General features: G+C 63.8%; 20 protein-coding genes and 1 pseudogene. 11 read left to right on the top strand and 10 right to left on the bottom strand.

The window, feature by feature from the left end; translation table 11 throughout:
- Nucleotides 1-112 precede the first annotated feature (112 nt).
- Nucleotides 113-2,368 (top strand): ribonuclease R, encoded by a 2,256-nt coding sequence (rnr, locus tag AACZ65_RS13420; RefSeq protein ID WP_037274317.1) that lies wholly within the window; start codon nucleotides 113-115, stop codon nucleotides 2,366-2,368.
- An 8-nt stretch (nucleotides 2,369-2,376) separates the two neighbouring features.
- Here the strand turns inward: rnr and AACZ65_RS13415 are convergent, their stop codons facing one another.
- The 9 genes from AACZ65_RS13415 to AACZ65_RS13375 all read right to left on the bottom strand — a co-directional run bounded on the left by AACZ65_RS13415 (nucleotide 2,377) and on the right by AACZ65_RS13375 (nucleotide 13,180).
- A complete protein-coding gene (locus AACZ65_RS13415; RefSeq protein WP_339671650.1) occupies nucleotides 2,377-2,934 on the bottom strand; it encodes an ABC-type transport auxiliary lipoprotein family protein in 558 nt (185 codons plus the stop codon).
- A gap of 5 nt (nucleotides 2,935-2,939) precedes the next feature.
- Entirely contained in the window at nucleotides 2,940-5,033 is a 2,094-nt protein-coding gene (locus tag AACZ65_RS13410; protein ID WP_339671647.1) for an MlaD family protein, read from the bottom strand.
- Entirely contained in the window at nucleotides 5,030-5,656 is a 627-nt protein-coding gene (locus tag AACZ65_RS13405; protein WP_339671645.1) for a paraquat-inducible protein A, read from the bottom strand. The genes AACZ65_RS13410 and AACZ65_RS13405 overlap by 4 nt, the downstream gene beginning before the upstream one ends.
- Nucleotides 5,653-6,279, bottom strand: coding sequence for a paraquat-inducible protein A (locus tag AACZ65_RS13400; protein WP_339671643.1), 627 nt, complete (start codon nucleotides 6,277-6,279; stop codon nucleotides 5,653-5,655). The genes AACZ65_RS13405 and AACZ65_RS13400 overlap by 4 nt, the downstream gene beginning before the upstream one ends.
- On the bottom strand, nucleotides 6,276-7,610 hold the full coding sequence (locus AACZ65_RS13395) for a lytic murein transglycosylase (protein WP_339671642.1): 1,335 nt from the start codon (nucleotides 7,608-7,610) through the stop codon (nucleotides 6,276-6,278). The genes AACZ65_RS13400 and AACZ65_RS13395 overlap by 4 nt, the downstream gene beginning before the upstream one ends.
- Before the next feature lie 167 nt (nucleotides 7,611-7,777).
- On the bottom strand, nucleotides 7,778-9,943 hold the full coding sequence (katG, locus tag AACZ65_RS13390; RefSeq protein ID WP_339671641.1) for a catalase/peroxidase HPI: 2,166 nt from the start codon (nucleotides 9,941-9,943) through the stop codon (nucleotides 7,778-7,780).
- 158 nt (nucleotides 9,944-10,101) lie between these two features.
- A complete protein-coding gene (locus AACZ65_RS13385) occupies nucleotides 10,102-10,521 on the bottom strand; it encodes a PaaI family thioesterase (RefSeq protein WP_339671640.1) in 420 nt (139 codons plus the stop codon).
- A complete protein-coding gene (locus tag AACZ65_RS13380) occupies nucleotides 10,518-11,540 on the bottom strand; it encodes a phosphotransferase family protein (protein ID WP_339671638.1) in 1,023 nt (340 codons plus the stop codon). Before AACZ65_RS13380 ends, AACZ65_RS13385 begins: the two co-directional genes overlap by 4 nt.
- Entirely contained in the window at nucleotides 11,537-13,180 is a 1,644-nt protein-coding gene (locus AACZ65_RS13375; protein WP_339671636.1) for a long-chain fatty acid--CoA ligase, read from the bottom strand. The genes AACZ65_RS13380 and AACZ65_RS13375 overlap by 4 nt, the downstream gene beginning before the upstream one ends.
- Nucleotides 13,181-13,301: 121 nt before the next feature.
- Here AACZ65_RS13375 and AACZ65_RS13370 point away from each other — a divergent pair, with 121 nt between their 5' ends.
- The 4 genes from AACZ65_RS13370 to AACZ65_RS13355 are packed head-to-tail and all read left to right on the top strand — an operon-like array spanning nucleotide 13,302 to nucleotide 17,219.
- A complete protein-coding gene (locus AACZ65_RS13370; RefSeq protein WP_339671635.1) occupies nucleotides 13,302-14,279 on the top strand; it encodes a zinc ABC transporter substrate-binding protein in 978 nt (325 codons plus the stop codon).
- Complete coding sequence (locus AACZ65_RS13365) at nucleotides 14,276-15,067, top strand: metal ABC transporter ATP-binding protein (protein WP_339671633.1); 792 nt, start codon at nucleotides 14,276-14,278, stop codon at nucleotides 15,065-15,067. The genes AACZ65_RS13370 and AACZ65_RS13365 overlap by 4 nt, the downstream gene beginning before the upstream one ends.
- 2 nt (nucleotides 15,068-15,069) lie before the next feature.
- Complete coding sequence (locus AACZ65_RS13360; RefSeq protein WP_339671631.1) at nucleotides 15,070-16,269, top strand: metal ABC transporter permease; 1,200 nt, start codon at nucleotides 15,070-15,072, stop codon at nucleotides 16,267-16,269.
- A complete protein-coding gene (locus tag AACZ65_RS13355; RefSeq protein WP_339671629.1) occupies nucleotides 16,269-17,219 on the top strand; it encodes a metal ABC transporter permease in 951 nt (316 codons plus the stop codon). Before AACZ65_RS13360 ends, AACZ65_RS13355 begins: the two co-directional genes overlap by 1 nt.
- On the opposite strand, the gene AACZ65_RS13350 is transcribed toward AACZ65_RS13355, so the two are convergent.
- Entirely contained in the window at nucleotides 17,173-17,922 is a 750-nt protein-coding gene (locus tag AACZ65_RS13350; RefSeq protein WP_339671628.1) for a WecB/TagA/CpsF family glycosyltransferase, read from the bottom strand. The two genes, AACZ65_RS13355 and AACZ65_RS13350, sit on opposite strands and share 47 nt — an antisense overlap.
- A gap of 209 nt (nucleotides 17,923-18,131) precedes the next feature.
- Here AACZ65_RS13350 and AACZ65_RS13345 point away from each other — a divergent pair, with 209 nt between their 5' ends.
- The 6 genes and pseudogenes from AACZ65_RS13345 to AACZ65_RS13320 form a co-directional block, all read left to right on the top strand.
- Nucleotides 18,132-19,286 carry a Gfo/Idh/MocA family oxidoreductase gene (locus AACZ65_RS13345; RefSeq protein ID WP_339671627.1) on the top strand — a complete coding sequence of 385 codons (1,155 nt, stop codon included), beginning with the start codon at nucleotides 18,132-18,134 and terminating at the stop codon, nucleotides 19,284-19,286.
- On the top strand, nucleotides 19,277-20,176 hold the full coding sequence (locus AACZ65_RS13340; RefSeq protein WP_339671625.1) for an NAD(P)-dependent oxidoreductase: 900 nt from the start codon (nucleotides 19,277-19,279) through the stop codon (nucleotides 20,174-20,176). Before AACZ65_RS13345 ends, AACZ65_RS13340 begins: the two co-directional genes overlap by 10 nt.
- Complete coding sequence (locus tag AACZ65_RS13335; protein WP_339671623.1) at nucleotides 20,173-21,420, top strand: glycosyltransferase; 1,248 nt, start codon at nucleotides 20,173-20,175, stop codon at nucleotides 21,418-21,420. The genes AACZ65_RS13340 and AACZ65_RS13335 overlap by 4 nt, the downstream gene beginning before the upstream one ends.
- Nucleotides 21,417-22,382 carry a glycosyltransferase gene (locus AACZ65_RS13330; RefSeq protein ID WP_339671621.1) on the top strand — a complete coding sequence of 322 codons (966 nt, stop codon included), beginning with the start codon at nucleotides 21,417-21,419 and terminating at the stop codon, nucleotides 22,380-22,382. The genes AACZ65_RS13335 and AACZ65_RS13330 overlap by 4 nt, the downstream gene beginning before the upstream one ends.
- Nucleotides 22,383-22,391: 9 nt before the next feature.
- Entirely contained in the window at nucleotides 22,392-24,500 is a 2,109-nt protein-coding gene (locus AACZ65_RS13325) for an NAD-dependent epimerase/dehydratase family protein (RefSeq protein WP_339671619.1), read from the top strand.
- Between the two features lie 167 nt (nucleotides 24,501-24,667).
- Nucleotides 24,668-24,918 (top strand): annotated as a pseudogene (locus tag AACZ65_RS13320) (hypothetical protein); the annotation flags it as partial.

The following is a 24,918-nucleotide window of genomic DNA, read 5'->3' as shown; positions in this document are numbered from 1 at the left end:
GCGGGTCAGGGCTGACCTTAGAGGCCAAAGGGTGAAGAATTCTCTAAACCTGACGCGGGATTTCGGTGGTTTCCCAGATGACGCCGCCCGTGCTTCGTGATAGGGCCAAACCATGAGCCAGATGCCCAGCAAGATCGAAATCCTGCAATGGATTTCGGACAACCCGACCCTCACCGCGAAACGCGATATCGCCAAGGCCTTTGGCATAAAGGGGGCTGCGCGGATCGACCTCAAGCGCCTGCTCAAGGAACTGGAGGACGAGGGCCACCTGGAAAAGCGCAAGAAGACTTATCGTGACCCTGATCGCCTGCCACCCGTGAGCGTGTTGCAGATCACCGGACCAGCCTCTGACGGCGAGCTTTTGGCGCGTCCCCTCGAGTGGACGGGCGAGGGTGTGGAACCCGTTGTGCTGCTCGTTCCACGGGCCTCGGATCCTGCAATGGGAGCGGGAGACCGCATCTTAGCGCGGCTGCAAGAGGTCAAGGGCGAGACCCACCATTACGAGGCGCGGCTGATCCGTCGTATCGGTACCAATCCACGCAAGGTCTTGGGGATTTTCCGCAAGGGGGCCGAGGGCGGGCGTATCCTGCCAATCGACAAGGGCGACGGCAAGGAATGGCTGGTGGCTGCCGATGCCACAGGCGGTGCGCAGGACGGCGAACTGGTCGAAGGGGAACAGGCGGGGCCGGTGGGCCGCATGGGGCTACCAAGGGCGCGGGTGCTCGACCGGCTGGGCGATCCCTCGGCACCCAAGGCCGTGTCGCTGATTGCGATCCATCAGCACGGAATCCCCGATACCTTTCCCGATGCGGTGATCGCCGAAGCGGATGCGATGAAACCGGCGGGGCTCAAGGGCCGAGAGGATCTGCGCGACCTGCCGCTGATCACCATCGACCCATGGGATGCGCGCGACCATGATGATGCGGTCTGGGCCCATGCCGATGACGATCCGAAGAACCCGGGCGGGCATGTGATCTGGGTCGCGATTGCCGATGTGGCGCATTACGTGCGCCCCGGCACCGCGCTGGACCATGAAGCACGCAAGCGCGGCAACTCAAGCTATTTTCCCGACCGCGTGGTGCCGATGTTGCCTGACCGGTTGTCGGGCGATCTGTGTTCTCTGCACGAAGGGGTGCCGCGCGCCTGTATCGCGGTGCGGATGCAGATCACCGCGACAGGCGACAAGATCGGGCATCGCTTTGTGCGAGGGCTCATGCGCTCTGCCGCCTCGCTGACCTATCAACAGGTGCAATCCGCGCAGGATGGCGCGCCGGATGACAAATGCGCGCCACTTATGGAGGAGGTGATCACGCCGCTCTATGCCGCCTATGCTGCCCTTGAAGAGGCGCGGCGGCGGCGTCAGCCGCTTGATCTCGACCTGCCCGAGCGCAAGGTTGTGCTGAGCGATGCGGGTAAGGTTCTGTCGGTGAATTTCACCGAGCGGTTGGAGGCCCACAAGCTGATCGAGGAATGTATGGTGCTGGCCAATGTGGCCGCCGCCGAAACGCTGGTGGCGCGCAAATCGGCGCTCTTGTTCCGGGTGCATGAGGAACCAAGCCCCGAGAAGCTCGACGCGCTGCGCGACGTGGCAGCGGCGGCGGGGATGGTTCTGGCCAAGGGGCAGGTGCTGAAAACTGCGCATCTTAACGCGCTTTTGCATGCCGCGCGCGACACGGACCATTCCGAAGTCATCAACATGTCCACCCTGCGGGCCATGACGCAGGCCTACTATGCACCGCAGAATTTCGGGCATTTCGGTTTGGCCCTTCAGGCCTATGCGCATTTCACATCGCCCATTCGGCGCTATTCCGATCTGGTTGTGCACCGAGCGCTGATTTCGGCGCATGGCTGGGGCAAGGACGGCCTGAGCCACGAGGAAGAAGCTCAGCTTGAGGCCACGGCGCAGCACATCTCCGATACCGAGCGCCGCTCGATGATGGCTGAGCGTGACACCAATGATCGCTATCTGGCTGCGTTCCTGTCGGAACGGCTGGGCGAGGAATTCACCGGACGGATCAGCGGCATCGCCAAGTTCGGGGTCTTTGTGAAACTGGACGAGACCGGGGCCGATGGGCTGATCCCGGTGCGCTCATTGGGGCGTGAGTATTTCCATTTCGACCGCGAGGCGGGGACGCTGATGGGGTCTGATACCGGGCTCCTGATTGGACTTGGGCAGCGCGTCACGGTCAAGCTGGCCGAGGCCGCGCCGGTGACAGGTGGCATCGCGCTGGAACTCGTGAGCCTTGATGGCGAGACTTTGCCAAAGGGCCCGCGGGCCTCTCGAGGTAGACCGCCCAAGCGCAAACTGGGCAGCGCCAAGCGCAAAGCGGCGGTTGATCGCCGCAAGGCGGAGCGTAAGCGGCGGTAGCGCAGGTGTTATCGAAGCCCGTCGCGGGCGATTGCAACCGCAAGATCCCGCACCGCTTGGGCGCGCGCGGCGGCGATGGCAGTTGCACCCGCCTCAAGCGGCAACGGCACGCTCAGATCAAAGAGTTGCGCCCTTGCGCGGCCAGTCTCGGACGACACGAAATATTGCCCGGCAAGGCGGAACATGCCGCCCTCCTGTGCCAGCATCTCTTCGACCCGCACCTCGACCTGCGCCTCAGGAAATCCGCCAAAGGGCCAAGGCTCTGCCGCGATCTTGGCGCCCGTGATCTGCGCCAGATGACGGCTGAGTTCCAGCGTGATGGCGCGGCTTGGGTCATCCGCCCAGAAGAGGCCCGGTTGGGTGCGCAGTACGCCCGCCGCATCCGAAAGATAGACGTCCTCGCCCGCCGCGTAGCCTGGCAAGGACACTTCGCGCAGCGCGACCGACGCAAAGGCGATCCGCAGCTTGGTCTCGACCGGCGCGCGCGGCACGGTCAGGCGCTGTTCGGGCGCAGAGGTGCAAGCGGCGAGTGTGGCAAGCACGAGGACGGCAGAAAAGTTCTTCATTCTCATCATCTTCCCAACAGCAGCGAATTCGGATTGCGTTCAATCGCACGGGCCAATGATGACACGGCGCGGGCGGCGCGTTCAACCTCGCGCATTGCCGCGCGGGCGTCGCGGCCCACGCCATTGTCCGCAGCATAGCCTGCCAATGTGCCGCGCGCCTGTGCCAGCACCGCCTCGGCTTCGGCAATGAGACCGGGAAGATCGCGCCCTGCCTCGGCAAAGGTATCCGCCGCGTCGCGGGCCGAGCCGAGGGCCGCCGTGGCATTCTCGACTACGCCGCCTTGGCGCAATTGCGCCAGCACGCTGCGCAATTCTTCAAGGGTGGCATTCAGCGTACCTGGCAACGCCTGCGCGCCCTCTCCGGCGATCAACGCATCCGCGCTGCGGATGAGCTCGGTCAGCTCTGCTGCCAAGGCGTCAATCTCGACACTCTCGGCCTTTTGCGCCACGGCATCCAGCCGCGCGACAAGATCGGGTACGCCGCTGACCGCGTCGCTCACCCCTTGCGAGGCCGCGGAGGCATCGCTGAGCGCGGTACTCAGCTTGGTCGCCAGTGCCTCTTGCGCGATTTGTGCGACCAGCGTTTCCATCTCGGTCAGCAACGCATCAAGCCGCGCGGGAAGGGCCTGAACCTCTGGCGCGCCGATGACGCCGCGTGTCTCATCCAAAAGCGCGTTGACACTGCCCGGTATGTCGCGGGTCTCGCTGCTCGAGACAAGCGCATTGGCATTTTGCATGAGAGCGATCGCCTCGGCCATCACCTCTTCGATGGGCAGGGCGTTGATCCGCTCGAAGACGCCTGTCGCGGTGGCCGAAACATCGGCGATCTCGCTGTCGGTGGTGGGCAGGAGCAGGTCGCCGCCCTCCATCGTTTCGATCTCGGCTGGGGGGGTATCGGGGACATCGACCAGTTCGATCTTGAGCCCGCCCGTCAGAAGCGAGGCCGAGGCGAGGCGCGCGCGCAGCCCCCGCGCGACGCTTTCGTGCAGATACTCCAACGCCGTCTCGCGCCCTGCGGCTCCCTCCAGTCCCAACCGACCGGGTCGTATCGCCAGATCCACCAAAAGCCGCACGCGCCCGTCGCCGAACCTGTCCTCGTCCACCACGCCATTGAGAGCGCTCACCTGACCGACGCGCAGCCCGTTCCATTCCACCGGAGCATCGACGGTGAGGCCGGCAATATTGTCCTCGAACACCGCGGACAGCGTTAAGACTTCGCTGTCATCGCCGCGAAAGAGGCTGGCGCGGGCGGCGGATTCCTCTGGGTAGACGGTATAGTCGTCCCCGGCGCGTGCTGCGGTGCCGCCAGAAATCATCGTCTCGAACGTCACACCACCCGATACGAGGGCCGCCACGGATGAAAAATCGAGCTGCGCGCCGCCGGGCCCCAGCGAAAAGGAAAACCCGGACGTGTCCCAAAACCGCGTGGCGCTGTTGATCAGCCGATCATGCGGGGCAAAGATCAGCGCCTCCGCTTCTGCCGAGGCCCCATCGGCGGTGATCCGCGGTCGCCCGATGCGCCCCACCTCGATACCGCGATAGACCACCGGTGCGCCCTCGACCAGCGAGGCACGCCCCTGCGCGCGCAGCATGAGGCGCAGTCCGTCCTGTCCCACACGCTCCAGCGGGGCATCGGGCAGGCCGGTGATCTGCGTGACTGCCGCACCGGGGCTATTATCCCACAGACCCTCGATATACACGCCCGAGAGCACCGTCCCCAGGCCCGTCACCCCCCGCGCTGTGACCTGGGGGCGCACGACCCAGAATTGGGCATCCCCGTCGATATAGGGGGCTACCTCCTGATCCACGCGAACCTTGACCAGCACGCGGTCCAGCCCGGGCGCAAAGCTTACATCCTCAACCATCCCGACGGTGACATCGCGATAGCGCAATTCGGTCGTCCCCGCGCGCACGCCAGACGCGTTATCAAAGGCGATCTCGAGGAGTGGCCCACGTTCGGAATAGGCCTGCCATGCAACACCCAACACGACAAGCAGAGCCGCCAAGGGCACAAGCCAGATCACCGAGATGCGGTCGATCAGGCTGCGCCCTGCTGGGGTGACGGGGGGCTCTGGCGGCGGCGTGGCGGTTTGGGTCACGTTTGGCGGTCCTCTTGATCGTCAGGCGGGCGGGCGCTGTCCCAGATCATGCGGCTATCAAAACTCTGGGCTGAAAGCATGGTGAAAATCACCGAAAGGGCGAAAAACAGGCTGGCGCGCCCCGGCGTGATCGTGGCCAAGGCCTGCAATTGCACCAGAGACGACAGAATAGCCACAACGAAGACGTCGATCATGGACCAGCGGCCGATATATTCCACAATCTCGTAAAGCAGATGTTGCCGCGCCTGTGACAGGCGCGTGCCACGCCATACGCCAAAGGCAAGGCCGGCCAACACGAGGAATTTGGCCACCGGGATCACCACACTGGCCACTAGAATGATCAAGGCCACGCCCCAGTTGCCATGCTGCGCCAATGTCACGGCACCGCCCACGATTGTGTCGGACTGCGTGCTGACCAATGTCCGCGTCTCTAGCATAGGGTAGAGGTTGGCGGGAATGTAACAGCCAAGACCCAACAACCACCATGCCCAGACCTTTTGCAGGGCCATGGGATCGCGGGAGTGCAAGATGCTGCCGCAGCGCGGACAAAGGGCCGTGCCGAGCGGGGCAACTCTCATACAACGGGTGCAGCCGACCAGGCCCATGTCGCGCGCGGTTCTCATTGATCCAGCGAGGCCCAGATCGAATAGCGGCACATCAGGCTGTCCGTCGCCACGACGAGCACCACAAGTATCGCGAACATCCACGCGGCCGGACCAAAGGCCACGTCGGCCAAATCGCTCAGCTTGACCAAGGCAACCGCGCAGCCGATGGCGAAAATCTCGGCCATGGACCAAGGCACGAGCGCCTCGGAGAGGCGAAAGGCGGGGCGCGCAAGGGGCGCAGGCGGGCGGTCACCGATGATGGGGGCGAGCACATAGATCAACAAGAGCAGGCGCAGCGCCGGGATCACCACGATAAAGAAAAGCACGGCCACCGCCAGCACCGACAGCCCGCCCTCGAACACGAAAGCCGCCTGCAGGATGGATGCGTCATGATGCATCCCGCCCGCCCCGATGGACAGGAACGGAAAGAGCACCGCCGCCACGATGAGAATGAGCACCGTCAGCGCGAGGGAAATCAACTGTTTGCCCGCCTTGCGCCGGGGCGCGATCAGCACCGTATGGCAGCGCGCGCAAACTGCGCGTTGCCGCATCGCCACCTCTGGCGCTGTATAAACCAGATCGCAGGTCGGGCAGCAGATGAGGCCCGCCAGAGCGCCGCTGTCCGCCTCGCAGGCGCTCACGAGCGTTTCAGCAGCGCCAGCAGTTCCTGCGACGGCAGGCCATCTGGCGTCGCCCCCACGGATTGCTGAAAGGCGCGAATTGCGTTGATCGTGTTGGGGCCGATGATGCCGTCGATCTTTTCGATGGCGAAACCCTTGCGTTGCAGACGGCGCTGCATCTCCATCCTTTCCTCAAAGGACAGGGGGTTATAGCCGCGAGGCCAGGCCCCACGGATTTCAGGCCCTCCGCCGATCCGGTCCGACAGATGCCCGACGCCAAGCGCATAGGCATCGGAATTGTTGTAGCGCTTGATCACACCGAAATTGTCAAAGACCATGAAGGCTGGCCCCTGAAGCCCTGCAGGCAGCAGGATCGAGGCATTGCCGTAATCGCGCACCGCGCGTCCATCCATGCCGACGACGCCTTGCGCCGCCCATTGTGACGGCAGGCGCTTGGCCTTGGCCGCCCCGGCGCTGAAGCCACGCGGCACTTGCACCTCGACACCCCAGGGCTGACCCTTGGTCCAGCCAAAGCGTTTGAGATAGGCCGCGGTCGAGGCGAGGGCGTCCGTGGGGTTGTCCGACCAGATGTCACGCTTGCCATCGCCGGTGAAATCCACTGCATAGGCGAGGTAAGAGGTTGGCATGAACTGCGTATGCCCCATGGCACCAGCCCAAGAGCCCTTCATGTTCTCTGGCGTCACATCGCCAGATTGCAGGATCTGCAAGGCGGCGATGAGCTGTTTTTCAAAGAATGCCCCGCGCCGTCCGTCATAGGCCAGCGTTGCCAACGATTGAATCAGCGGCAGATCGCCCAGCCGTTCGCCATAGGTGCTCTCCATGCCCCAGACGGCAGCGACCACCTCTTTTTCCACGCCGTAATGCGCCTCGATCCGTTCCAGCGCGCGGCGGTGCTTGCGCAGCGCCTCTTGCCCGTTCTTGACCCGGACGGGTGAGACGGCGCTGTCGAGATAATCCCAGATCTCGCGCTTGAATTCCGATTGGTTGCGGTCCTTGGACACGATCTCGGCATTGAAGGTCACGCCGAGAAAGGCGCGGTCGAACACTTGACCGCTGATCCCCTGCGACAGGGCGCGGCCCCGAAAACCGGCAACCCAACTGTCGAAGCGGGGGTTTGCGTTAACCGGCACGATGGCAGTCTCTGACACGCCAGAGGGGCGCATCTGGGGACGGAGGCTGCGTATCGGCACGTCACTGGCCACAATTACCGCTGCCGTGATGAGACCAGAACCGGGCCGCATCTGGGGGCGCAACGATTGCTCAACTGCTTGGGCCAACCCTGGGGATGCCCCGATCAGAACGCTCAATAGTCCTAGATATGCTGCTCGCATGGCCCGGCCTCTTTGTTGTGTGGCTCTGGTCTCAAGATAGCCCGATTGTTTCCGAATCAAAAGCGATCTCAGGATGCGCGCGCGCCGGATTGCCGATTGTCCGGGTGCGAAACGAAAAGGCGCGGCGATGCCTCGCCGCGCCGTTCTATTTTCATCAAGAGAAGCGATCAGGCCAGATCGAAGCGGTCTGCGTTCATCACCTTGGTCCACGCGGCGACGAAATCGCGCACAAACTTCTCCGGGGCGTCGTCCTGTGCATAGATTTCGGCATAGGCCCGCAGGATCGAATTCGACCCGAACACCAGATCGACACGGGTGGCGGTGTGTTTCACTGCGCCCGATTTGCGATCGGTGATGTTGTAGGTGCCATCGCCGTTTGGTTCCCACTTGTAGCTCATGTCGGTGAGCGTGGTGAAGAAGTCCGTCGTCAGCGCGCCCACCTTGTCGGTAAAGACACCATGGGCCGTGTCGCCGTGGTTGGTTCCCAGAACCCGCATGCCACCGATGAGGCAGGTCATCTCATGTGCACTGAGGCCCATGAGCTGCGCCCGATCGAGCAGCATTTCCTCGGGGGACACGACATAGTCCTTCTTGAGCCAGTTGCGGAAGCCATCGGCCAGCGGCTCCAGCACTTCAAAGGATGCGGCATCAGTCATTTCCGCAGTCGCGTCGCCGCGACCGGGGGCAAAGGGCACCTCGATATCGAAACCTGCGGCTTTGGCCGCCTGTTCGATGCCGACATTCCCTGCCAGAACGATCACATCCGCCACACTTGCGCCGGTCTCTGCCGCGATGGGCTCGAGCGCGGCCAGCACTCGCGCCAGACGGGCAGGTTCATTACCTTCCCAGTCCTTTTGCGGGGCCAAACGGATGCGCGCGCCATTGGCACCGCCACGCAGGTCCGAACCGCGGAACGTGCGCGCGCTATCCCATGCGGTGGCAACCATGTCCGACAGGCTCAGACCGCTTGCGGCGATCTTGGCCTTGACGGCGGCGACGTCGTAGCCGGTCGAGCCCGCGGGAATCGGGTCTTGCCAGATCAGATCCTCTTGCGGGGCGTCCGGGCCGATGTAGCGGGTCCGGGGGCCCAGATCACGGTGGGTCAACTTGAACCACGCGCGGGCAAAGCAATCCTCGAAATAGGCCTGATCGGCCATGAATTTTTCGCAGATGGCGCGATAGGTCGGGTCCATCTTCATCGCCATGTCCGCATCGGTCATCATCGGCATGACGCGCTTGGTCTCGTCGGTTGGATCGACCGGCATGTCCTCTTCGCGAATGTCGATGGGCCGCCATTGCTGCGCACCGGCGGGGGATTTGGTGAGTTCCCACTCATAACCGAACAGCAGTTTGAAATAGCCCATGTCCCACTTGGTCGGGTGGGTGGTCCATGCACCCTCGATGCCCGAGGTCACGGCATTGGTTGCCTTGCCGCCGAGGTTGGGGTTGACCCAGCCAAAGCCCTGATTTTCCACATCTGCCGCTTCCGGCTCTGCGCCCAACGCGGACGCATCACCATTGCCATGCGCCTTGCCTACCGTGTGGCCGCCGCAGGTCAGGGCTGCGGTTTCCTCGTCATTCATGGCCATGCGGGCGAAGGTTTCGCGCACCTGACCGGCGGTCGCCAGAGGATCGGGTTTGCCGTTCACGCCTTCGGGATTTACATAGATCAGGCCCATCTGCACGGCGGCGAGGGGGTTCTCCATGGTGGCCGGGTTCTCGACGCTCTCATAACGGCTGTCAGAGGGGGCCAGCCATTCTTTTTCAGCGCCCCAGTAGGTGTCTTTCTCGGGGTGCCAGATGTCTTCGCGACCGAACGAAAAGCCAAAAGTTTTGAGGCCCATCGACTCATAGGCGATGTTGCCCGCGAGCAGGATCAGGTCGGCCCAGCTCAGCTTGTTGCCGTATTTCTTCTTGACCGGCCAGAGCAGGCGACGTGCCTTGTCGAGGTTGCCATTGTCCGGCCAGCTGTTCAGGGGCGCAAAGCGGATGTTGCCATGACCGCCGCCGCCACGCCCATCGGCCAGACGGTAGGAGCCGGCGGAATGCCATGCGAGACGGATCATCAGACCACCGTAATGGCCCCAATCGGCGGGCCACCACTCCTGACTGTCGGTCATCAGCGCCTTGACGTCGGCCTTGACCGCCTCGAAGTCGAGGGTCTTGACCTCTTCGGCATAGTTGAAGTCTGCGCCGAGCGGATTGGTTTTCTGGTCGTGCTGATGCAGGATGTCGAGATTGAGGGATTTAGGCCACCAATCCATGACGCTGGCGCCTGTTTCGGTCACGCTGCCATGCATAACCGGGCATTTGCCGATGTTGTTGCCGTCCATTTTTGTCTCCTACCTGAAGCGTTTTCGTCGGTGAGTGGTTGGATTCGCCGCTAAGGATGCGACCGATTCCAGAGGCCACGCGCGTTATCCTCGCGCGGTGTAACAGATGCTTTTAATAATTAATAATTGGATTTACTAAATGTAATCATAATCTATGATTATTGCGTGTGATCTCGCCGCAAGCGAAATACGCCCGTGCCCGTGGCGATGAGGGTGCCGTTATCATCCCACACCATGCCTTCAGCGAAATAGGTGGATTTACCGCCGCCCGTGCGCCGTGCCTCGGCGATCAGCTTCTTTCCGTTAGCCTGCCCCAGATAGTTGACCGTAAGCGACAGGGTGAGCGCCATCTGCTGTCGCGCGGGATCGCCGGTATAGCACCCGGAAAACCCCATGGCGGTATCGAGCATGGTCGCGTGAATGCCGCCATGGGGCAAGCCTTGGCGGTTCATCAGGAACGGTTCCAGCGGCAATTCCAGCCGCGCAAAGTCCTTGGACCAGGCAATCAGGCGATATCCAAGATGGCTTTGCAGCGCCGAGGGCGGTTCGAGCAGGTTTGGGTCAAGGTCTTGTGTCATGTCTTGTCCTTGGTAGCGCACAGGCCCGCGCGGGCGAATTCCGGCACATAGTCCCCAAGACGCAAGCCGCGTGCAGGGTCCGAGGCGTTGCCATCCAGAGCGCGTTTCTTGACGCCTTGCAGAATGGCCGCCATGCGGAAATAGCTGAAGGCGAGGTAGAAATGGAACCCCTCGATCGGGGCAATTCCGCGTCGTTCGCAATAGCGGGCGATAAACTCCGCATCCGACCAAAGACCAAGGGCGGCACGGTCCACTCCCGCCAACCCGCGCCCCTCCGCGGTTGCGGGCATCGACCATTGCATGATCACGGCGGCAAGATCGGCATAGGGGTGGCCGAGCGTGGACAACTCCCAATCCAGTACGGCGGCGCAGGCGGTGCCGCCGTGTTCGAAAAGCAGATTGTCGAGCCGGTAGTCGCCATGCACCAGCGTGCGTTGCCCGTCATCGTCGGGAATACGTGCATCAAGCCATGCCATGAGGGCGGTCATGTCGGGCAGGTCCTCGGTGGCGGTGGCAGTATATTGCGCGCACCAGCGGTCCACCTGACGGCGATAGTAATTGCCAGAGGGGCCATAATCCGTGAGGCCGGTTTGCACGAGGTCCACGTTGTGGATCGTGGCGAGAACGCGGTTCATCTCGTCGATGATAGCGTGGCGTTCGGGCGCAGAGAGGCCGGGCATCGCGGGGGCATCAAAGGTGCGGCCCTTGACCTCGTCCATGATGTAAAAGGGCGTGCCGATGACACGCTCATCCTCGCACAAAAGGTGCATCCGGGCGACGGGGACGGATGTGCCGTAGAGCGCGCGCTGTACGCGGAATTCGCGCTCGACCGCATGGGCGGATTTCAAGAGCACGCCGGGCGGTTTGCGGCGCAGGACATAAGAGCACTTGGGCGTTGTCAGGCGGTAGGTCGGGTTGGATTGCCCGCCGCTGAATTTCTGTGCAGTAAGCGGCCCTTCGAAGCCCGGCAGATGCGCGGCAAGCCATGTCGCGACGGCATCGGTATCAAGCGTGCTCATGCATCGTCCCCGCGCAGGTCGGGGTGGATGTAGTCCCCAAACTGCTCGCGCAACGTGAGCTTCGAGACCTTGCCCGTGGCGGTCAACGGCAGCGCCTCGACCCAAAGCAGATCGTCAGGCAATTGCCATTTGGCGAAATGCGTTTCCATATGGGTGCAGACCTCTGCCAGCGTAGGGCGTTCTGCCCCTGCGGCCACCGCAACCAGGACGGGGCGCTCATCCCATTTCGGATGCGGTACGGCGATCACAGCACAGGCGGCGATGCCGGGATGCGAGAGGGCGGCGTTTTCCAGATCAATCGAACTGATCCATTCGCCCCCCGATTTCACAAGGTCCTTGGACCGGTCTCGGATCGTGAGCCGCCCTTCGGGGCTGACCGAGGCGACGTCGCCAGTGCCAAACCAGCCCTCGGCATCCATCGCAGCGCGCGTGGCCTCGGGGTTCTCGAAATATCCGCTGATGACGGTATTGCCGCGAATGAAGAGTTCGCCCGCCGCCTGTCCGTCATGCGGCAGGCGTTGGCCGGCGTCATCGACGATCTTGTACTCCACTCCAAAGAGGCGCCGCCCGGCGCAGCATTTGGCGGCGATACGCTCTGCCAGCGGTGCAGTCTGCATCTCCGGCGAAAGAACGCCATAAGCGCCGATGGGACTGGTTTCGGTCATGCCCCAGGCCTGCGAAACCACGACGCCGCGTGTCTCATAGGCCTCGATCATAACGCGCGGCATGGCCGAGCCGCCGACCACCAGATCGGCAAAGCCTGTGGGAATGCGCCCCTTTGCCTTGATTTCCGCCAGCAGCCCCGCCCAAACCGTGGGCACGCCCCAGGCGGAATAGACACTCTCTGCGTCCATCAGGCGAAAGAGGCTGGCACCGTCAAGGTTTGGCCCTGGCATCACCAGAGTCATGCCAGTGAGCGGCGCGACATAGGGCAGTCCCCACGCGTTGACGTGAAAAAGCGGCACCACGGGCAGTGCTCGCGCCCCGGCGCGAAAGCTGGAGGTCTGGCATAGCGGCACTTGCAGAGCATGCAAGAGCGTGGAGCGGTGGGTGTAGAGCGCGCCCTTGGGGTTGCCGGTCGTGCCGGAGGTGTAGCAAAGGCCAGCGGCGATCTCTTCGGGAAAGCTGGGCCAGTCAAAAACGGGGGACTGAGCCGCGAGCAACTCTTCGTAGCAGAGCGCGTCAAAGGCGCAGTCGGGCATGTGCGCGCGGTCGGTCAGGATGACAAAGCGCAGGTCGGATGGCAAGTCGGGCAAGAGCGCCTCGATCAGCGGCACAAAGGTGAGATCGAGAAACAAGATCCGGTCGCCGGCATGGGCGATGATATAGAGCAATTGTTCGCGTGACAGCCGTGGATTGAGAGTGTGGCACACCGCACCGATGCCCGAAATCCCATAATACAGCTCGAAATGCCGGTGTCCGTTCCATGCCAGCGTGCCGATCCGGTCGCCCGGTTCTACACCCAGTGATGTAAGCGCCTGCGCCAGCTGCGCCGCCCGCGCCAGCGTTTGCGGATAGGTCTGGCGGTGGAGATCGCCCTCGACCCGTGCGGACACGATGCCTTCGGCAGCATGCGCTTCGGCGGCGTGCAACAGGATGTCGATGATCCTGAGCGGCCGATGCATCATCTGGCCCTGCATGGTGGTTCCCTCCCTCGTGCCTCTGTCGCGACGGTGGCATGAAAGAAGAGGGGGATCAATCGGCTGGAGGGACCTTGACTTGTTGCGAATAATTCTCATATTCATTCTCATGTTGCAGTCTATGAAATCTCTTCCCTCACTGACCCGCCGCCGCGCGCTTGGCCTTGCGCTGGGTGCCGTGGCGCTGACCTCGCGTCCAGCCTTTGCCCAAACCGCCCCGTTAGAGGTGGTCGCCACCACCGGCATGATTGCAGATGCGGCCCGCGTTGTGGGCGGTGACCACGTGCAGGTGCGCGCCCTCATGGGGCCGGGGATTGATCCGCACTCCTATCGTCAGACCCGCAGCGATATTGCAGCGCTCGCGCGAGCCGATCTGGTGCTCTGGCACGGTCTCTATCTCGAGGCGCAGATGGAGGAGTTTCTCCTCAAGCTGGCGGCGCGGTCGCCGGTCGTTGCCGTTGGCGAGGCGGTACCGGAGAGCGCGCGCATCGCGCATGAGGATTACGAGGGGCGCTACGATCCTCACGTCTGGATGGTGCCGGAGCTATGGGGCGCGGTGGTGGACCGCATCACCGAAGCGCTGAGTGCCGCAAGACCAGAGAGTGCGCAGCTCTTTGTTGCCAATGCCGCGCGCTACAAGGACGATTTGGCGCGGCTGGGCATCTATGCAAAGGATGTTTTGGCCTCTGTGCCTGAACCGGCCCGCGTGCTGGTCACGGCGCATGATGCCTTTGGCTATTTTGGCCGCGCCTATGGCTACCGCGTCGAGGGTATCCAGGGGCTGTCCACGGAATCCGAGGCCGGTCTCGCGCGTATCCGTGATCTCGTTGATCTGTTGGTCAGCCGTCAAATCAGGGCGGTGTTTGTCGAGAGCACCGTTTCGGATCGCAATATCCGCGCGCTGATCGAGGGAGCGGCGGCGCAGGGCCATGAGGTGATCGTCGGCGGCGAGCTTTTCTCGGATGCCATGGGCACGCCCGGCACCTATGAGGGTAGCTATCTGGGCATGATCGACCATAATGTAACCACCATCGCCGCTGCATTGGGCGGCACCGCCCCGGCGCGGGGCATGGATGGCAACCTGTCAGCAGGGGGATGAGAATGCCATTGGAACTGGTCGGATCACGGCCCGCACCCGATACTGACAGCCCTCTGTCGATCCGGGGTCTGACAGTGTCCTATGGTGAAAAGCCTGCGGTTTTCTCCGTTGATGTCAGTTTTCGGCCTGGTCAGATGACAGCTATCGTCGGACCGAATGGTGCGGGCAAATCGACGCTGCTCAAGGCGGCGCTCGGGATCATACGGCCATTGTCAGGGCAGGTCACAAGCCTGGGCCGTCCGCTGAACGAGCGGCGCGCGCGGATTGCCTATGTGCCACAGCGCGCCAGTGTGGATTGGGATTTCCCGGCTCGCGTGCTCGATGTCGTGATGATGGGTCTCTCCCGCGAATTGGGCCTCTTGGGGCGGATCCGGGCGAGCCACCGCGCCCGCGCCGTGGCCAGTCTCGAGCGGGTCGGGATGGCGGGCTTCGCCCATCGCCAGATCGGGCAGCTTTCGGGCGGGCAGCAACAGCGCGTGTTTCTGGCGCGGGCCTTGGCGCAAGAGGCGGATCTGTATCTCTTGGACGAGCCCTTTGCCGGGGTCGATGCGGCCACGGAAAAGGCAATCATTGCGGTGCTGCACGGGCTTCGAGCCGAGGGCAAGACGGTGATTGCCGTGCATCACGATCTGGCCACGGTGGCAGATTATTTCGACCGTGTGTTTCTCATCAACACCACCGCAATTGCCGAAGGACCGGTGGCCGAGGTGTTTACCCCGGACCATTTGCAAACCGCCTATGGCGGTCGGCTGGCGCTCGCGCAAATGGGTGGCGCGGCGGCGGGTTGAGCATGCTCTGGGACGCTCTGACGCTGCAATTGGGGTACAACGCCACGCTGGTCACGCTGGGGGCGATGATGCTGGGCGTGGGGGCGGGGGCCACAGGCACCTATCTCTATCTTAGCAAGCGTGCGCTGGTGTCGGATGCGATCAGTCATGCCACCCTGCCCGGTGTCGTGCTCGGATTCATGGTGATGGTGACGCTTGGCGGCGAGGGCCGGTTTCTGCCCGGTCTCATGCTGGGGGCGGCGCTGTCGGCGGGGCTTGGCCTTCTCGCCGTCACATGGCTGAAGACGCGCACGCGACTGCACGAGGACGCGGCGATTGGTGCAGTGCTGTCGGTCTTTTTTGGCTTTGGCGTCGTGTTGCTGACGGTGGTGCAGGTGATGGATGCCGGGCGACAGGCAGGGCTTGAGACCTTTCTCCTTGGGGCCACGGCGGGCATGCTGCGCGATGAGGCGGTGACGATTGCGGCAGGCGGCGCTCTGGTGCTGGCGCTGGTGCGACTCTTGCATCGGCCCATGATCCTCGTGGCGTTTGATCCAGAATATGCGGTGGGGCAGGGGATGCGGCTTGCGCATGTCGATCTGGCGATGATGGGGCTGGCGCTGGCCATCACCGTGACCGGACTCAAGGTGGTGGGCCTCGTGCTCATCGTGGCGCTCTTGATCATTCCGCCGGTGGCGGCGAGGTTCTGGTCCGAACGTGCAGGTAATGTGGTGGTCATTGCAGGGATCATTGGCGGGCTGGCGGGCTATCTTGGGGCCGCGGTTTCTGCAACGGCGCCGGACCTGCCCACCGGACCGCTCATTGTGTTGGCGGCCTTTGCGCTGTTCGTGCTGTCGCTCTTGGTGGCACCGGGGCGTGGCGTGCTTGCGGCGTCGGTACGGCATATGCGGTTTCAGCGGCGAGTGCATCTGCGGCAGGGATTGTTGGCGCTGGGGGCCGGGCAGCCGGTTTATGAACCGCTGACCCTGCGCCTGATGCGCCGGGCCGGGCTGGCGCGGGCGGACGGGGTTGCGACTGAGGCAGGGCGCGCCATGGCGGCACGCGCGCGCCTGGACGAGCGGCGTTGGCAAATCCTGCGCTCTGACCCTGCGTTCGAGGCGGCAGCGGCACGCTATGACGGGCTGACACCGTTGGACGAGGTGCTGACAGGAGATCAGATTGCAGCCCTTGACCGGGGGCTTGGGCCAGAGGGGGCGGTGTGATGGGACAGGATTTTGTTATGCTGTCGCTCACGCCGCTGCTGATTGGCATTGCGGCGGCGGTGGCCTGTGCGCTGCCGGGGAACTTCCTGCTTTTGCGGCGGCAGGCGCTGATCGGCGATGCGATCAGCCATGTGGTGTTGCCGGGGATCGTGGCCGGGTTCCTTGTCACCGGGATGGTTGCCACCGGACCGATGATGTTGGGGGCGGCCGCGGCGGCGCTGGTGGCTGTCATCCTGATCGAGACAATCCGCCGCTTGGGCCGGATCGAGCCGGGGGCGGCGATGGGCGTGGTCTTTACCGCCATGTTTGCGGGCGGTGTGCTGCTCTTGGAACAAAGCGCTGCGTCCGGCGTGCATCTCGATGTGCAACACGCCCTCTACGGCAATCTCGAAAGCCTGATCTGGCTGGATGGTTACGGCTGGGGGGCGCTGACTGATCCGGCGGCCTTGGCTGGACTGCCGCCCGAATTGGGGCGCATGGGCGCGGTGTTGCTCTGCACCGCGCTCTTTATTGCGGTGCTGTGGCGACCGCTGGTGATTGCCACCTTTGACGAGGGGTTCGCCCGCGCCATGGGCATCCCCACAGCCATTTTAGGGTTGGCATTGGTGGCAGTGGCGGCTGTGTCGGCGGTGGCTGCCTTTGACGCGGTGGGTTCGATCATCGTGATCGCGATGTTCATCTGCCCGCCCGCAAGTGCCCGGCTGATGACGGACCGCTTGGGGCGTCAGGTGGCGTGGAGCGTTGTCTTTGCCACACTGTCGGCCGTCTTGGGCTATGTATTGGCGGGTTATGGTCCGCTCTGGCTGGGCTATGACAATGCAGTCAGCGCGGCCGGCATGATTGCCACGGTCTCGGGCGTGATCCTTGGGCTTGCGGCGCTGTTTGGTCCGCGTCGGCAGAGCGTCAGCCGCGCAGACGCCACGCCGCAATTATCAAGCCCGGCAGAATAGCCGCACAGCGCGCATAGCGCGGCAGCATCCGACGCGGGCTTGTGAGCGCGCGCCACAGCCATTCAAGCGCCAGACGTCGCATCCAAAGAGGTGCACGCGACTGTACCCCTGCGATGAAATCGAGCCCGGCCCCGATGCTGGCAAAGCCCATTTGCGGGAGAGCGGTATGGGCGCGCGCGGCGAGAATCTCTTGCCTGGGCGCGCCAAGCGCCAAAAGGCAGAGCCCCGCGCCAGAGGCGCGCAGCGCGGCGATCACCTCGGCCCCCTGTTGGCCCGCCGGATCGAACCCCATGGGCGGCGCGACCCGCGCGGCGATCACCAGCCCCGGCACGCGGGCGCAGAGCCCCTCGCCTGCGGCGCGCAGGGCATCTTCGGTGCTCCCCACAAGGGCCACGCTGACCCCCGCCTCAGCCGCCAGGCGTGCAATTGGCACCACCATATCCGCCCCCGGCACCAGCCCCACTGGACGCCCGGCAATGCGCGAGAGCCAAACCACCGGGTTCCCATCCGCAACCACCAGATTATGCTGCATATAGGCCGCCAGAAACGCAGGATCGCGACGCAACTTCACCAGATGGTCGAGATTGAGCGTTGCCAAGGCAAAGCCACGCCGCGCGCGCAACCGCTCGCTCAGGACAGACAGCAGGCGTGGGGTATCGCGGGGCGCAACCCGTATCACCTGATCCTGAATGTGAAATTTCACCCGAACCCCCTGCGACAGTCGCGGCCTTTAATGCTATATCAACTGTGACCCGTGGTGACACTAGGGCGAAATTGCGCGGCTTTGACGGCACTGCGGCCAATACCTGTGCCCGCGTTCCGTCGGGCGCGCGCAAAGGCTTGAAACCGTAGGGAAATGGTCAGATTCTCGCCATGATCCTGTGATTATCCAGAGGACGAGACACAGGGGCAATGATGCAGGTAGAGGGCAAAGAGAACAGCAGCCGAGAGGCAAGGCTGGGGCGCGTGGCGCTGGTAGGCTGCGGATTCGTGGCCGATCTCTACATGCGGTCGCTCGCGGCCCATCCCGAGATTGCCGTGATCGCAGTCCACGACCATGACCCGGCGCGACTGGCCGCTTTTGCGGCGCACTGGGATGTTGTGGTTGAACCGACGCTTGCGGCGCTTTTGGCGCGGCTTGGTCCTGACGATGTTGTGCTGAACCTCACGAACCCTTCGTCGCATTATGCCGTGAGCCGCGCCTGTCTGGAGGCGGGACATCATGTGTGGAGCGAAAAGCCCCTGACGCTGGAGCTGTCGCAGGCCCGCGCCCTGCATGATTTGGCAGAGGCGCGTGGGCTGATGCTGGCCTCGGCGCCTTCATCTGTGTTGGGCGAGGCGGCGCAGGTGCTGATCGGCGCGGTGCGGCGCGGGTTGGCGGGCACGCCGCGGCTGATCTATGCCGAGATGGACGACGGGTTCATCCCCCAAGCCCCCTTCGCCAAATGGCAGAGTGAGAGCGGAGCACCGTGGCCTCATGCCGATGAATTCGCGGTTGGCTGCACGCTGGAGCACGCGGGCTATGTGCTGAGCTGGCTCATCGCCATGTTCGGCAGCGTGACGCGGGTGGTGTCGGCCTCTGCCGAGGTTATTCCGGACAAGCCTGGTGGCGCGCATGCGCCCGATGTTTCGGTTTCCACGCTGCATTTCGAGACAGGTCCGATGGCGCGGCTCACCTGCTCGATTGTGGCCTCCCATGATCACCGGCTGCGGGTGTTTGGAGACACCGGCGTTTTGCAGGTGCGCGAGGTGTGGAACAATGCCGCAGCCGTGCGATTTCACCGCCGTTTCACGCTGCGGCGCAGGCTGATCGAGCACCCATTCGCGCGGCGCATCCGCGCGCGTGGCCCCTCGCATCCCAAGGTGGGGAGGTGGGGGGCGGCGTCGATGAACTTCGCGCTTGGTCCAGCCGAGATGTTGGCGGCTCTGGCCGAAGGGCGCGCCTGTCGGTTGACCAACGCCATGGCGCTGCACCTGACCGAGGTGACGCTGGCCCTTCAGGGCCCCAGTGGCGTGGTGGAGATCGAGAGCCGCTGTGCCCCGATGGAGGTTGCGGCATGGGTCTGAACCTTCTTGTTACGGGCGCAGGTGGGTTTCTGGGCAGCGCTGTGGTTGCAGAAGCCCGCGCGCGAGGGCACACGGTGCGCCAAGTGACGCGCGCCGAAGTCGATCTGGCAAAAGGGGACCTTAGCGGGTTTCTGGACGGGATAGAGTGCGTGATCCATCTGGCGGGCTCTCTTTCCGGGGTTTGGGCCGTGCAGTCGCGCGATACGCTTAGTGCCACGCGTCGCCTCATTGCCGCCATGCAGGCGCAGCCCCTTCCGCCACGTCTGGTGCTGGCCAGCTCCATTGCCGTCTACAGCGCCGATGCGTCGGGCGTTGTCACCGAGGCCACGCCGCTTGAGGATCGACCGGAGCGGCGCGATGCCTATGCCCGCGCCAAGCTGGTACAGGAAGATTTGATGCGTAGCAGCGGCCTTCGCCATACGATCCTGCGTCCCGGCGCGATCCTTGGGCCGGATCGGGTGATGACCGCGCATCTGGGGCCGGGGATGGGCGGCACGCTCATACTGATGGAGCGGGGGGGCGAGGTGCCGGTGGTGTCGCTCACGGATTGCGCCCGCGCCTTTGTTCTGGCGGCAGAGACAGCGGGCGAGGGGCGGGCGCTCAATATCCTCGGGGCGGATCGGCCCACGCGGGCGCGATACGTCGCAGCGCTGCGACGCACAGGCTGGCCGCGCCATGTGCTGCCGTTCAACTGGCGGATGGTAGCACCCTTGGCATGGCTTCTCTCACCACTTGGCGCGCGCGTGCCAGGTCTCTTGCGCCCTGCCGTCCTGCGCGCACGGATGCGACCGGTTCGCTATGACATCACGGCGGCGGAGTTGGCGCTTGGCTGGGTGCCGCAGGATGATTTCGACACCGCCCTCGCGCGGGCGCAGGAGGGGGCGGCATGAGCCTGCGCATCGCGTATCTGACCGGCGAGTATCCGCGCGCCACCGATACCTTCATCCAGCGCGAGGTGGCGGCGCTGCGCGCGCGGGGGCTCATGGTCGAAACATGTTCGATCCGCCGCACCGGGGCCGAACATCACACCGGACCCGAGCAACGGGCCGAGGCGGCGGGGACATTTCACGTATTGGAAACCGCCCTTTCGCCCCGCCACCTGATCGCGGCGCATCTGGCGGCGTGGCGCAGGCCGGGGGCGTGGCTGCGTGCCCTGCGCCTAGCGTGGAGCACCAGCCCCGGGGGGATCAAGGCGACGCTATACCAGTTCATCTATCTTGCCGAGGCTGCCGTTCTGGCGCAGCATCTGCGCGCCCGTGGCCTGACGCATCTGCACAACCACATCGCCAAATCGAGCTGCACGGTGGCGATGCTCATGTCCGAAATGTCAGGCATTCCCTATAGCTTCACGCTGCACGGGCCGGATATCTTTTACGAACCCTATCGCTGGCGATTGGATGAAAAGATTGCCCGCGCGCGCTTTGTCGTCTGTATCAGCCATTTCGCCCGCTCGCAGGCGATGGCCTTTTCCGACCCCCGGCATTGGCACAAGTTGCATATCGTCCATTGCGGAGTTGATCCCGCGCGCTATGACCTCCCCGCCACGCCTGCCCCGGCGCAATTGCTCTTTGTGGGCCGTCTGGCGGCAGTCAAAGGCGTGCCGATGCTCTTTGACGTCCTGCGTGACTTGAGCCCGGATCATCCCGCGCTGCACCTGACGCTGGTGGGCGACGGGCCAGAGCGCGCGTCACTGGAGCGGCGTGCCCGCGAAATGGGCCTAACGTCGCGTATCACCTTTGCAGGTTACAAATCTCAGGCCGAGGTGGCGGACCTGCTGCGCACGGCGACGGCTCTTGTCCTGCCCAGCTTTGCCGAAGGCGTGCCGGTCGTGCTGATGGAAGCGATGGCGGCGCGGGTGCCGGTCGTGACAACGCGTATCGCGGGCGTGCCGGAACTGGTCGAGGACGGTGTGAGTGGTCTCTTGGTGCCCCCCGGTGATGTCCATGCCCTCCAAGCGGCAATTGAGCGCTTGCTGTACGATAAGCACCTGTGCCGAGACGTGGGCGAGGCGGGACGGCTGCGGGTTGAGGTCGAGTTCGCCTCGGATCACGAGGCGGCATGGCTTGCCGCGCTCTTTGCAGGCTACTCCGCGGGTGTTCCGCCTAAATCCCTCCGACCAAAGGCCACCACATGACCCTGCGCATTGCGGTTGTTCTGATTGGGCGTAATGAGGGTGTGCGCCTTGTTGCAAGCCTGGCCTCGCTCAGCGGGCAGGGGCTGCGGGTGGTTTATGTCGATAGCGGCTCGACCGACGGCAGCGTGGCGGCGGCGCGGGCGGCAGGGGCCGAGGTGGTGGAGTTGGACACAACCATGCCCTTTACCGCCGCGCGGGCGCGCAACGCGGGTTTTGCCGCTCTGGCCCCGGACCTGCCCGATGCAGTGCAATTCATCGACGGGGATTGCATCGTGGTGCCGGGCTGGATCGACCGGGCTGTTGCCGCATTGATGGCGGATGACAGCATTGGCCTTGTTACCGGCTGGCGCTCGGAAATTCATCCGAACGCTTCGGTTTATAATGCGCTGTGCGAGCATGAATGGCACCGACCGGCAGGAGAAATTACCGCTTGTGGCGGCGACATGATGGTTCGCGTTGCAGCCTATCAAGAGGTCGGCGGCTTTGACGGGTCAATTATCGCCGCCGAGGATGACGAATTTTGCCAACGCCTGCGCAAGGCAGGGTGGCACCTGATCCGTTTGCCGCACCCGATGACCCGCCACGATGCCGCGATGCGGACCTTTGGGCAATGGTGGCGGCGCGCTGTGCGGACGGGGCATGGGTTCGCGCAAGTTGGGGATATGCACCCCGGCTACTTCGCGCGGGAGAGGGCGCGAGTCTGGGGCTATGGCCTGGTCCTGCCTCTGTTGGCTTTCGCGGGGTTCTTCTGGTTTCCGCTTTTGGTGGCCGTGGTGGCCGCTTACGCGATATCATATGTCAAGACGGCGCAGGGATTGCGCAAGTCTGGAATGGCCCCACGGGCGGCGCTGCATCAGGCGGTCTTTCTCAGCCTGTCCAAATTTCCAAACCTGATTGGCATGCTCACTTATCGCTTGCGCAAGCGGCGGGGTGCGGCAATGCGGATCATCGAATATAAGTGAGCAATTTTCATGGTGGATAAACGGATCAACGTGGGTCTCATCGGTGCGGGATATATCGCGGGCTGGCACGCGGGGGCGTTGAAACTGACACCGAGTGCGCGCCTGTCGGCGGTTTGTGATTTGTCGGCCTCGGCCGCCGATGGGTTGGCGGCGGCGTATGGAGCGCGGGCCTTTTCCGCGCTCGACGATCTGATTGCCAGCGGAACGGTCGAGGCTGTGCATATCTTGACACCCCCAGATAGCCACGCGGAGCTGGCACGCAAATGTTTGGCGGCGGGGCTGCATGTGTTGGTGGAAAAGCCGGTGGCCCTCTCGGGGGACGAAACCGCCGGAATTGCCAATGCAGCGCGGGCGGCAGATCGCCATTTTGCCGTCGGTCACAATTTCCTCGGGCTGCCCAGCTATCAACGGCTCAAGCAGCAGATTGCACGGGGTGACTTAGGCCGTATTTCGAGCGCCGAGATCACATGGGCCTTGCCCCTCGCCCCCTTGCGTTCTGGTCCCTATGGCCTCTGGCTTATGCGGGAGCCGCGCAACCTGTTATTGGAGCTTGGACCGCATCTTTTTGCCTTTGCCCATGACCTCTTTGGTCCTGTCACCGTCACCGGGCTCTATCTGGGCAAGCCGGTCGCGCTGCTGGGTGCGGGGACGCGGCCGCAAAGCTGGCGGATCACCGCAGAGGCGGGCGGCGTCGATATCGCATTCAACATGCAATTGGTCGAGAGCGTCGATGACCGCTCTGTTACGTTGCGCGGGTCCTCGGGGCTGGCACGGCTGGATTATGCCGCCGATGTGCTGAGCGTCAGCCATGAGAACACTGCTGATCTGGTCCTCAACCCTTTTCTGCGCCAAATGGGCGGGGCATGGGGGCATCTGCGCGAAGGCCTTGGCAATGCCGCGCGGCAAATTGGATCGCTGAACAGAAAATCGCCCTATGCCCTCGGCTTTGCCGGCACATTCGAGGCGTTTTATGGTGCCATCCGCGACGGCAAGCCCCTGGATACGCGGTTTGACGGGGCGGCCGCAGAGGGGGTGATGCGTGCGATTGACGCGGCGATTGCCCTTATGCCCGATCAGGGCCGCGAGACTTGGATCCCGCCCAAGCCCCGGCGCAGGCCAAATCCCACCGCCCTTGTCATCGGTGGCACCGGGTTTCTGGGTCGTGACCTCACGCGCAGGCTCGTCGCGCGGGGACAGGATGTGCGGGTGCTGTCGCGTGGGGCGCATGGCCCGTTTGACGACCTGCCCGAGAGCGTCGAGACCTGCGCAGTCAGCTTGCGTGATGAGGCGGGGCTATGCCAAGCAATGCAGGGCATTGACGTTGTCTACAACCTTGCCCGTGCTTTGGGCACGACATGGGAGGATTGTCTGGAAAACGATGTGGCCGTGTCCGACCGCATTGCGCGGGCAGCACAGGCGGCTGGGGTCAAGCGTTTTGTCTATACCGGGACGATTGCGTCTTATGACATGTCCAACCCGCAAACGGTGATCGCTGAATCGACGCCCTTCGCGCAGGATATGACCGACCGCAATCTCTACGCCCGCTCCAAGGCGGAATGCGAGCGGCGGCTGTGGGAGATGGCACGTGACCATGGTCTGCCGCTGACCATCGCGCGGCCCGGCATCGTGGTCGGACAAGGAGGGCCGTTGCAGCATTGGGGCATCGGGCGATGGCACGGGGCGGGGGCGGTGCGGCTCTGGGGGTCGGGGGACAACCCGCTGCCCTTCGTGCTGATTGGGGATGTATCCGACGGGCTTATCCGCATGGGCGAAAGCATGGCCGCGCCGGGCCAATCCTTTAACCTTGTGGGCGATGTGCCCCTGACGGCGCGCAGTTACTTCAACGCGATCCATATGCGGCTTGGAGCGCGAATTCGCGTGAGTTCCGGCAATCTGACGACGATGTGGGCGGCGGATGCGGTCAAATCGGCGCTCAAGACCCATGCCCTGCGCCGCCCCGGCGTGATCCGCGCCTCCTTGCGCGATTGGCAGTCGCGGGCGCATTACGCTCAGTTCGACAATACCAAACCCAAGGCCTTGTTGGGCTGGACGCCGGTGTCGAACCGTGAGGAATTCCTGCAAGAGGCCGTGGATCGCGCCGGGTTGCTTGGCTTTTGAGATATGAACCGGCGGCATACAATCCCTAAGTTTTGGTCGCATTGTTGCCGGAATTGCCGGGCATATCTGTGCCAACAGGCAGGAGACCTTGCAATGGCAGGACAGGCCACCCCCGGCAAACCCACAGGCACGCGCCCCGGCGCGGGGCTGTGTCATGGGGTGCTGTCATGACCCTCAAACGCCATGAAGAGTACATGCGCCGCCGCGCTGCCCGCCGGGCCGAGATGGAGGCCGAGGCGGACGATGAGGTGCCGCAGGTTGCCGATACGCCCGAGCCTGAAGCGCCTGCGCAAGACGAGATTGCGCAAGAGGAAACGGCGCTTGCCGCCCCTTCCGAATCGTTAGAGTTTTCTGAGCCTGAGCCTGAGCCTGAGCCTGAGCCTGAGCCTGAGCCTGAGCCTGAGCCTGAGCCTGAGCC

Origin of the sequence: uncultured Roseovarius sp., assembly GCF_963972555.1 — a bacterium.
GTDB lineage: Bacteria > Pseudomonadota > Alphaproteobacteria > Rhodobacterales > Rhodobacteraceae > Roseovarius > Roseovarius mucosus.
The sequence above is the reverse complement of the archived record's forward strand: the minus strand, read 5'-3'. Positions and strand labels throughout refer to the sequence as shown.

Excerpts from the sequence above, each read along its gene's own strand:
- rnr (WP_037274317.1), top strand. The coding sequence starts at position 113 with ATGAGCCAGATGCCCAGCAAGATCGAAATCCTGCAATGGATTTCGGAC.
- AACZ65_RS13415 (WP_339671650.1), bottom strand. The coding sequence starts at position 2,934 with ATGAAGAACTTTTCTGCCGTCCTCGTGCTTGCCACACTCGCCGCTTGC.
- AACZ65_RS13405 (WP_339671645.1), bottom strand. The coding sequence starts at position 5,656 with ATGAGAACCGCGCGCGACATGGGCCTGGTCGGCTGCACCCGTTGTATG.
- AACZ65_RS13395 (WP_339671642.1), bottom strand. The coding sequence starts at position 7,610 with ATGCGAGCAGCATATCTAGGACTATTGAGCGTTCTGATCGGGGCATCC.
- katG (WP_339671641.1), bottom strand. The coding sequence starts at position 9,943 with ATGGACGGCAACAACATCGGCAAATGCCCGGTTATGCATGGCAGCGTG.
- AACZ65_RS13385 (WP_339671640.1), bottom strand. The coding sequence starts at position 10,521 with ATGACACAAGACCTTGACCCAAACCTGCTCGAACCGCCCTCGGCGCTG.
- AACZ65_RS13380 (WP_339671638.1), bottom strand. The coding sequence starts at position 11,540 with ATGAGCACGCTTGATACCGATGCCGTCGCGACATGGCTTGCCGCGCAT.
- AACZ65_RS13375 (WP_339671636.1), bottom strand. The coding sequence starts at position 13,180 with ATGCAGGGCCAGATGATGCATCGGCCGCTCAGGATCATCGACATCCTG.
- AACZ65_RS13370 (WP_339671635.1), top strand. The coding sequence starts at position 13,302 with ATGAAATCTCTTCCCTCACTGACCCGCCGCCGCGCGCTTGGCCTTGCG.
- AACZ65_RS13365 (WP_339671633.1), top strand. The coding sequence starts at position 14,276 with ATGAGAATGCCATTGGAACTGGTCGGATCACGGCCCGCACCCGATACT.
- AACZ65_RS13360 (WP_339671631.1), top strand. The coding sequence starts at position 15,070 with ATGCTCTGGGACGCTCTGACGCTGCAATTGGGGTACAACGCCACGCTG.
- AACZ65_RS13355 (WP_339671629.1), top strand. The coding sequence starts at position 16,269 with ATGGGACAGGATTTTGTTATGCTGTCGCTCACGCCGCTGCTGATTGGC.
- AACZ65_RS13345 (WP_339671627.1), top strand. The coding sequence starts at position 18,132 with ATGATGCAGGTAGAGGGCAAAGAGAACAGCAGCCGAGAGGCAAGGCTG.
- AACZ65_RS13340 (WP_339671625.1), top strand. The coding sequence starts at position 19,277 with ATGGGTCTGAACCTTCTTGTTACGGGCGCAGGTGGGTTTCTGGGCAGC.
- AACZ65_RS13335 (WP_339671623.1), top strand. The coding sequence starts at position 20,173 with ATGAGCCTGCGCATCGCGTATCTGACCGGCGAGTATCCGCGCGCCACC.
- AACZ65_RS13330 (WP_339671621.1), top strand. The coding sequence starts at position 21,417 with ATGACCCTGCGCATTGCGGTTGTTCTGATTGGGCGTAATGAGGGTGTG.
- AACZ65_RS13325 (WP_339671619.1), top strand. The coding sequence starts at position 22,392 with ATGGTGGATAAACGGATCAACGTGGGTCTCATCGGTGCGGGATATATC.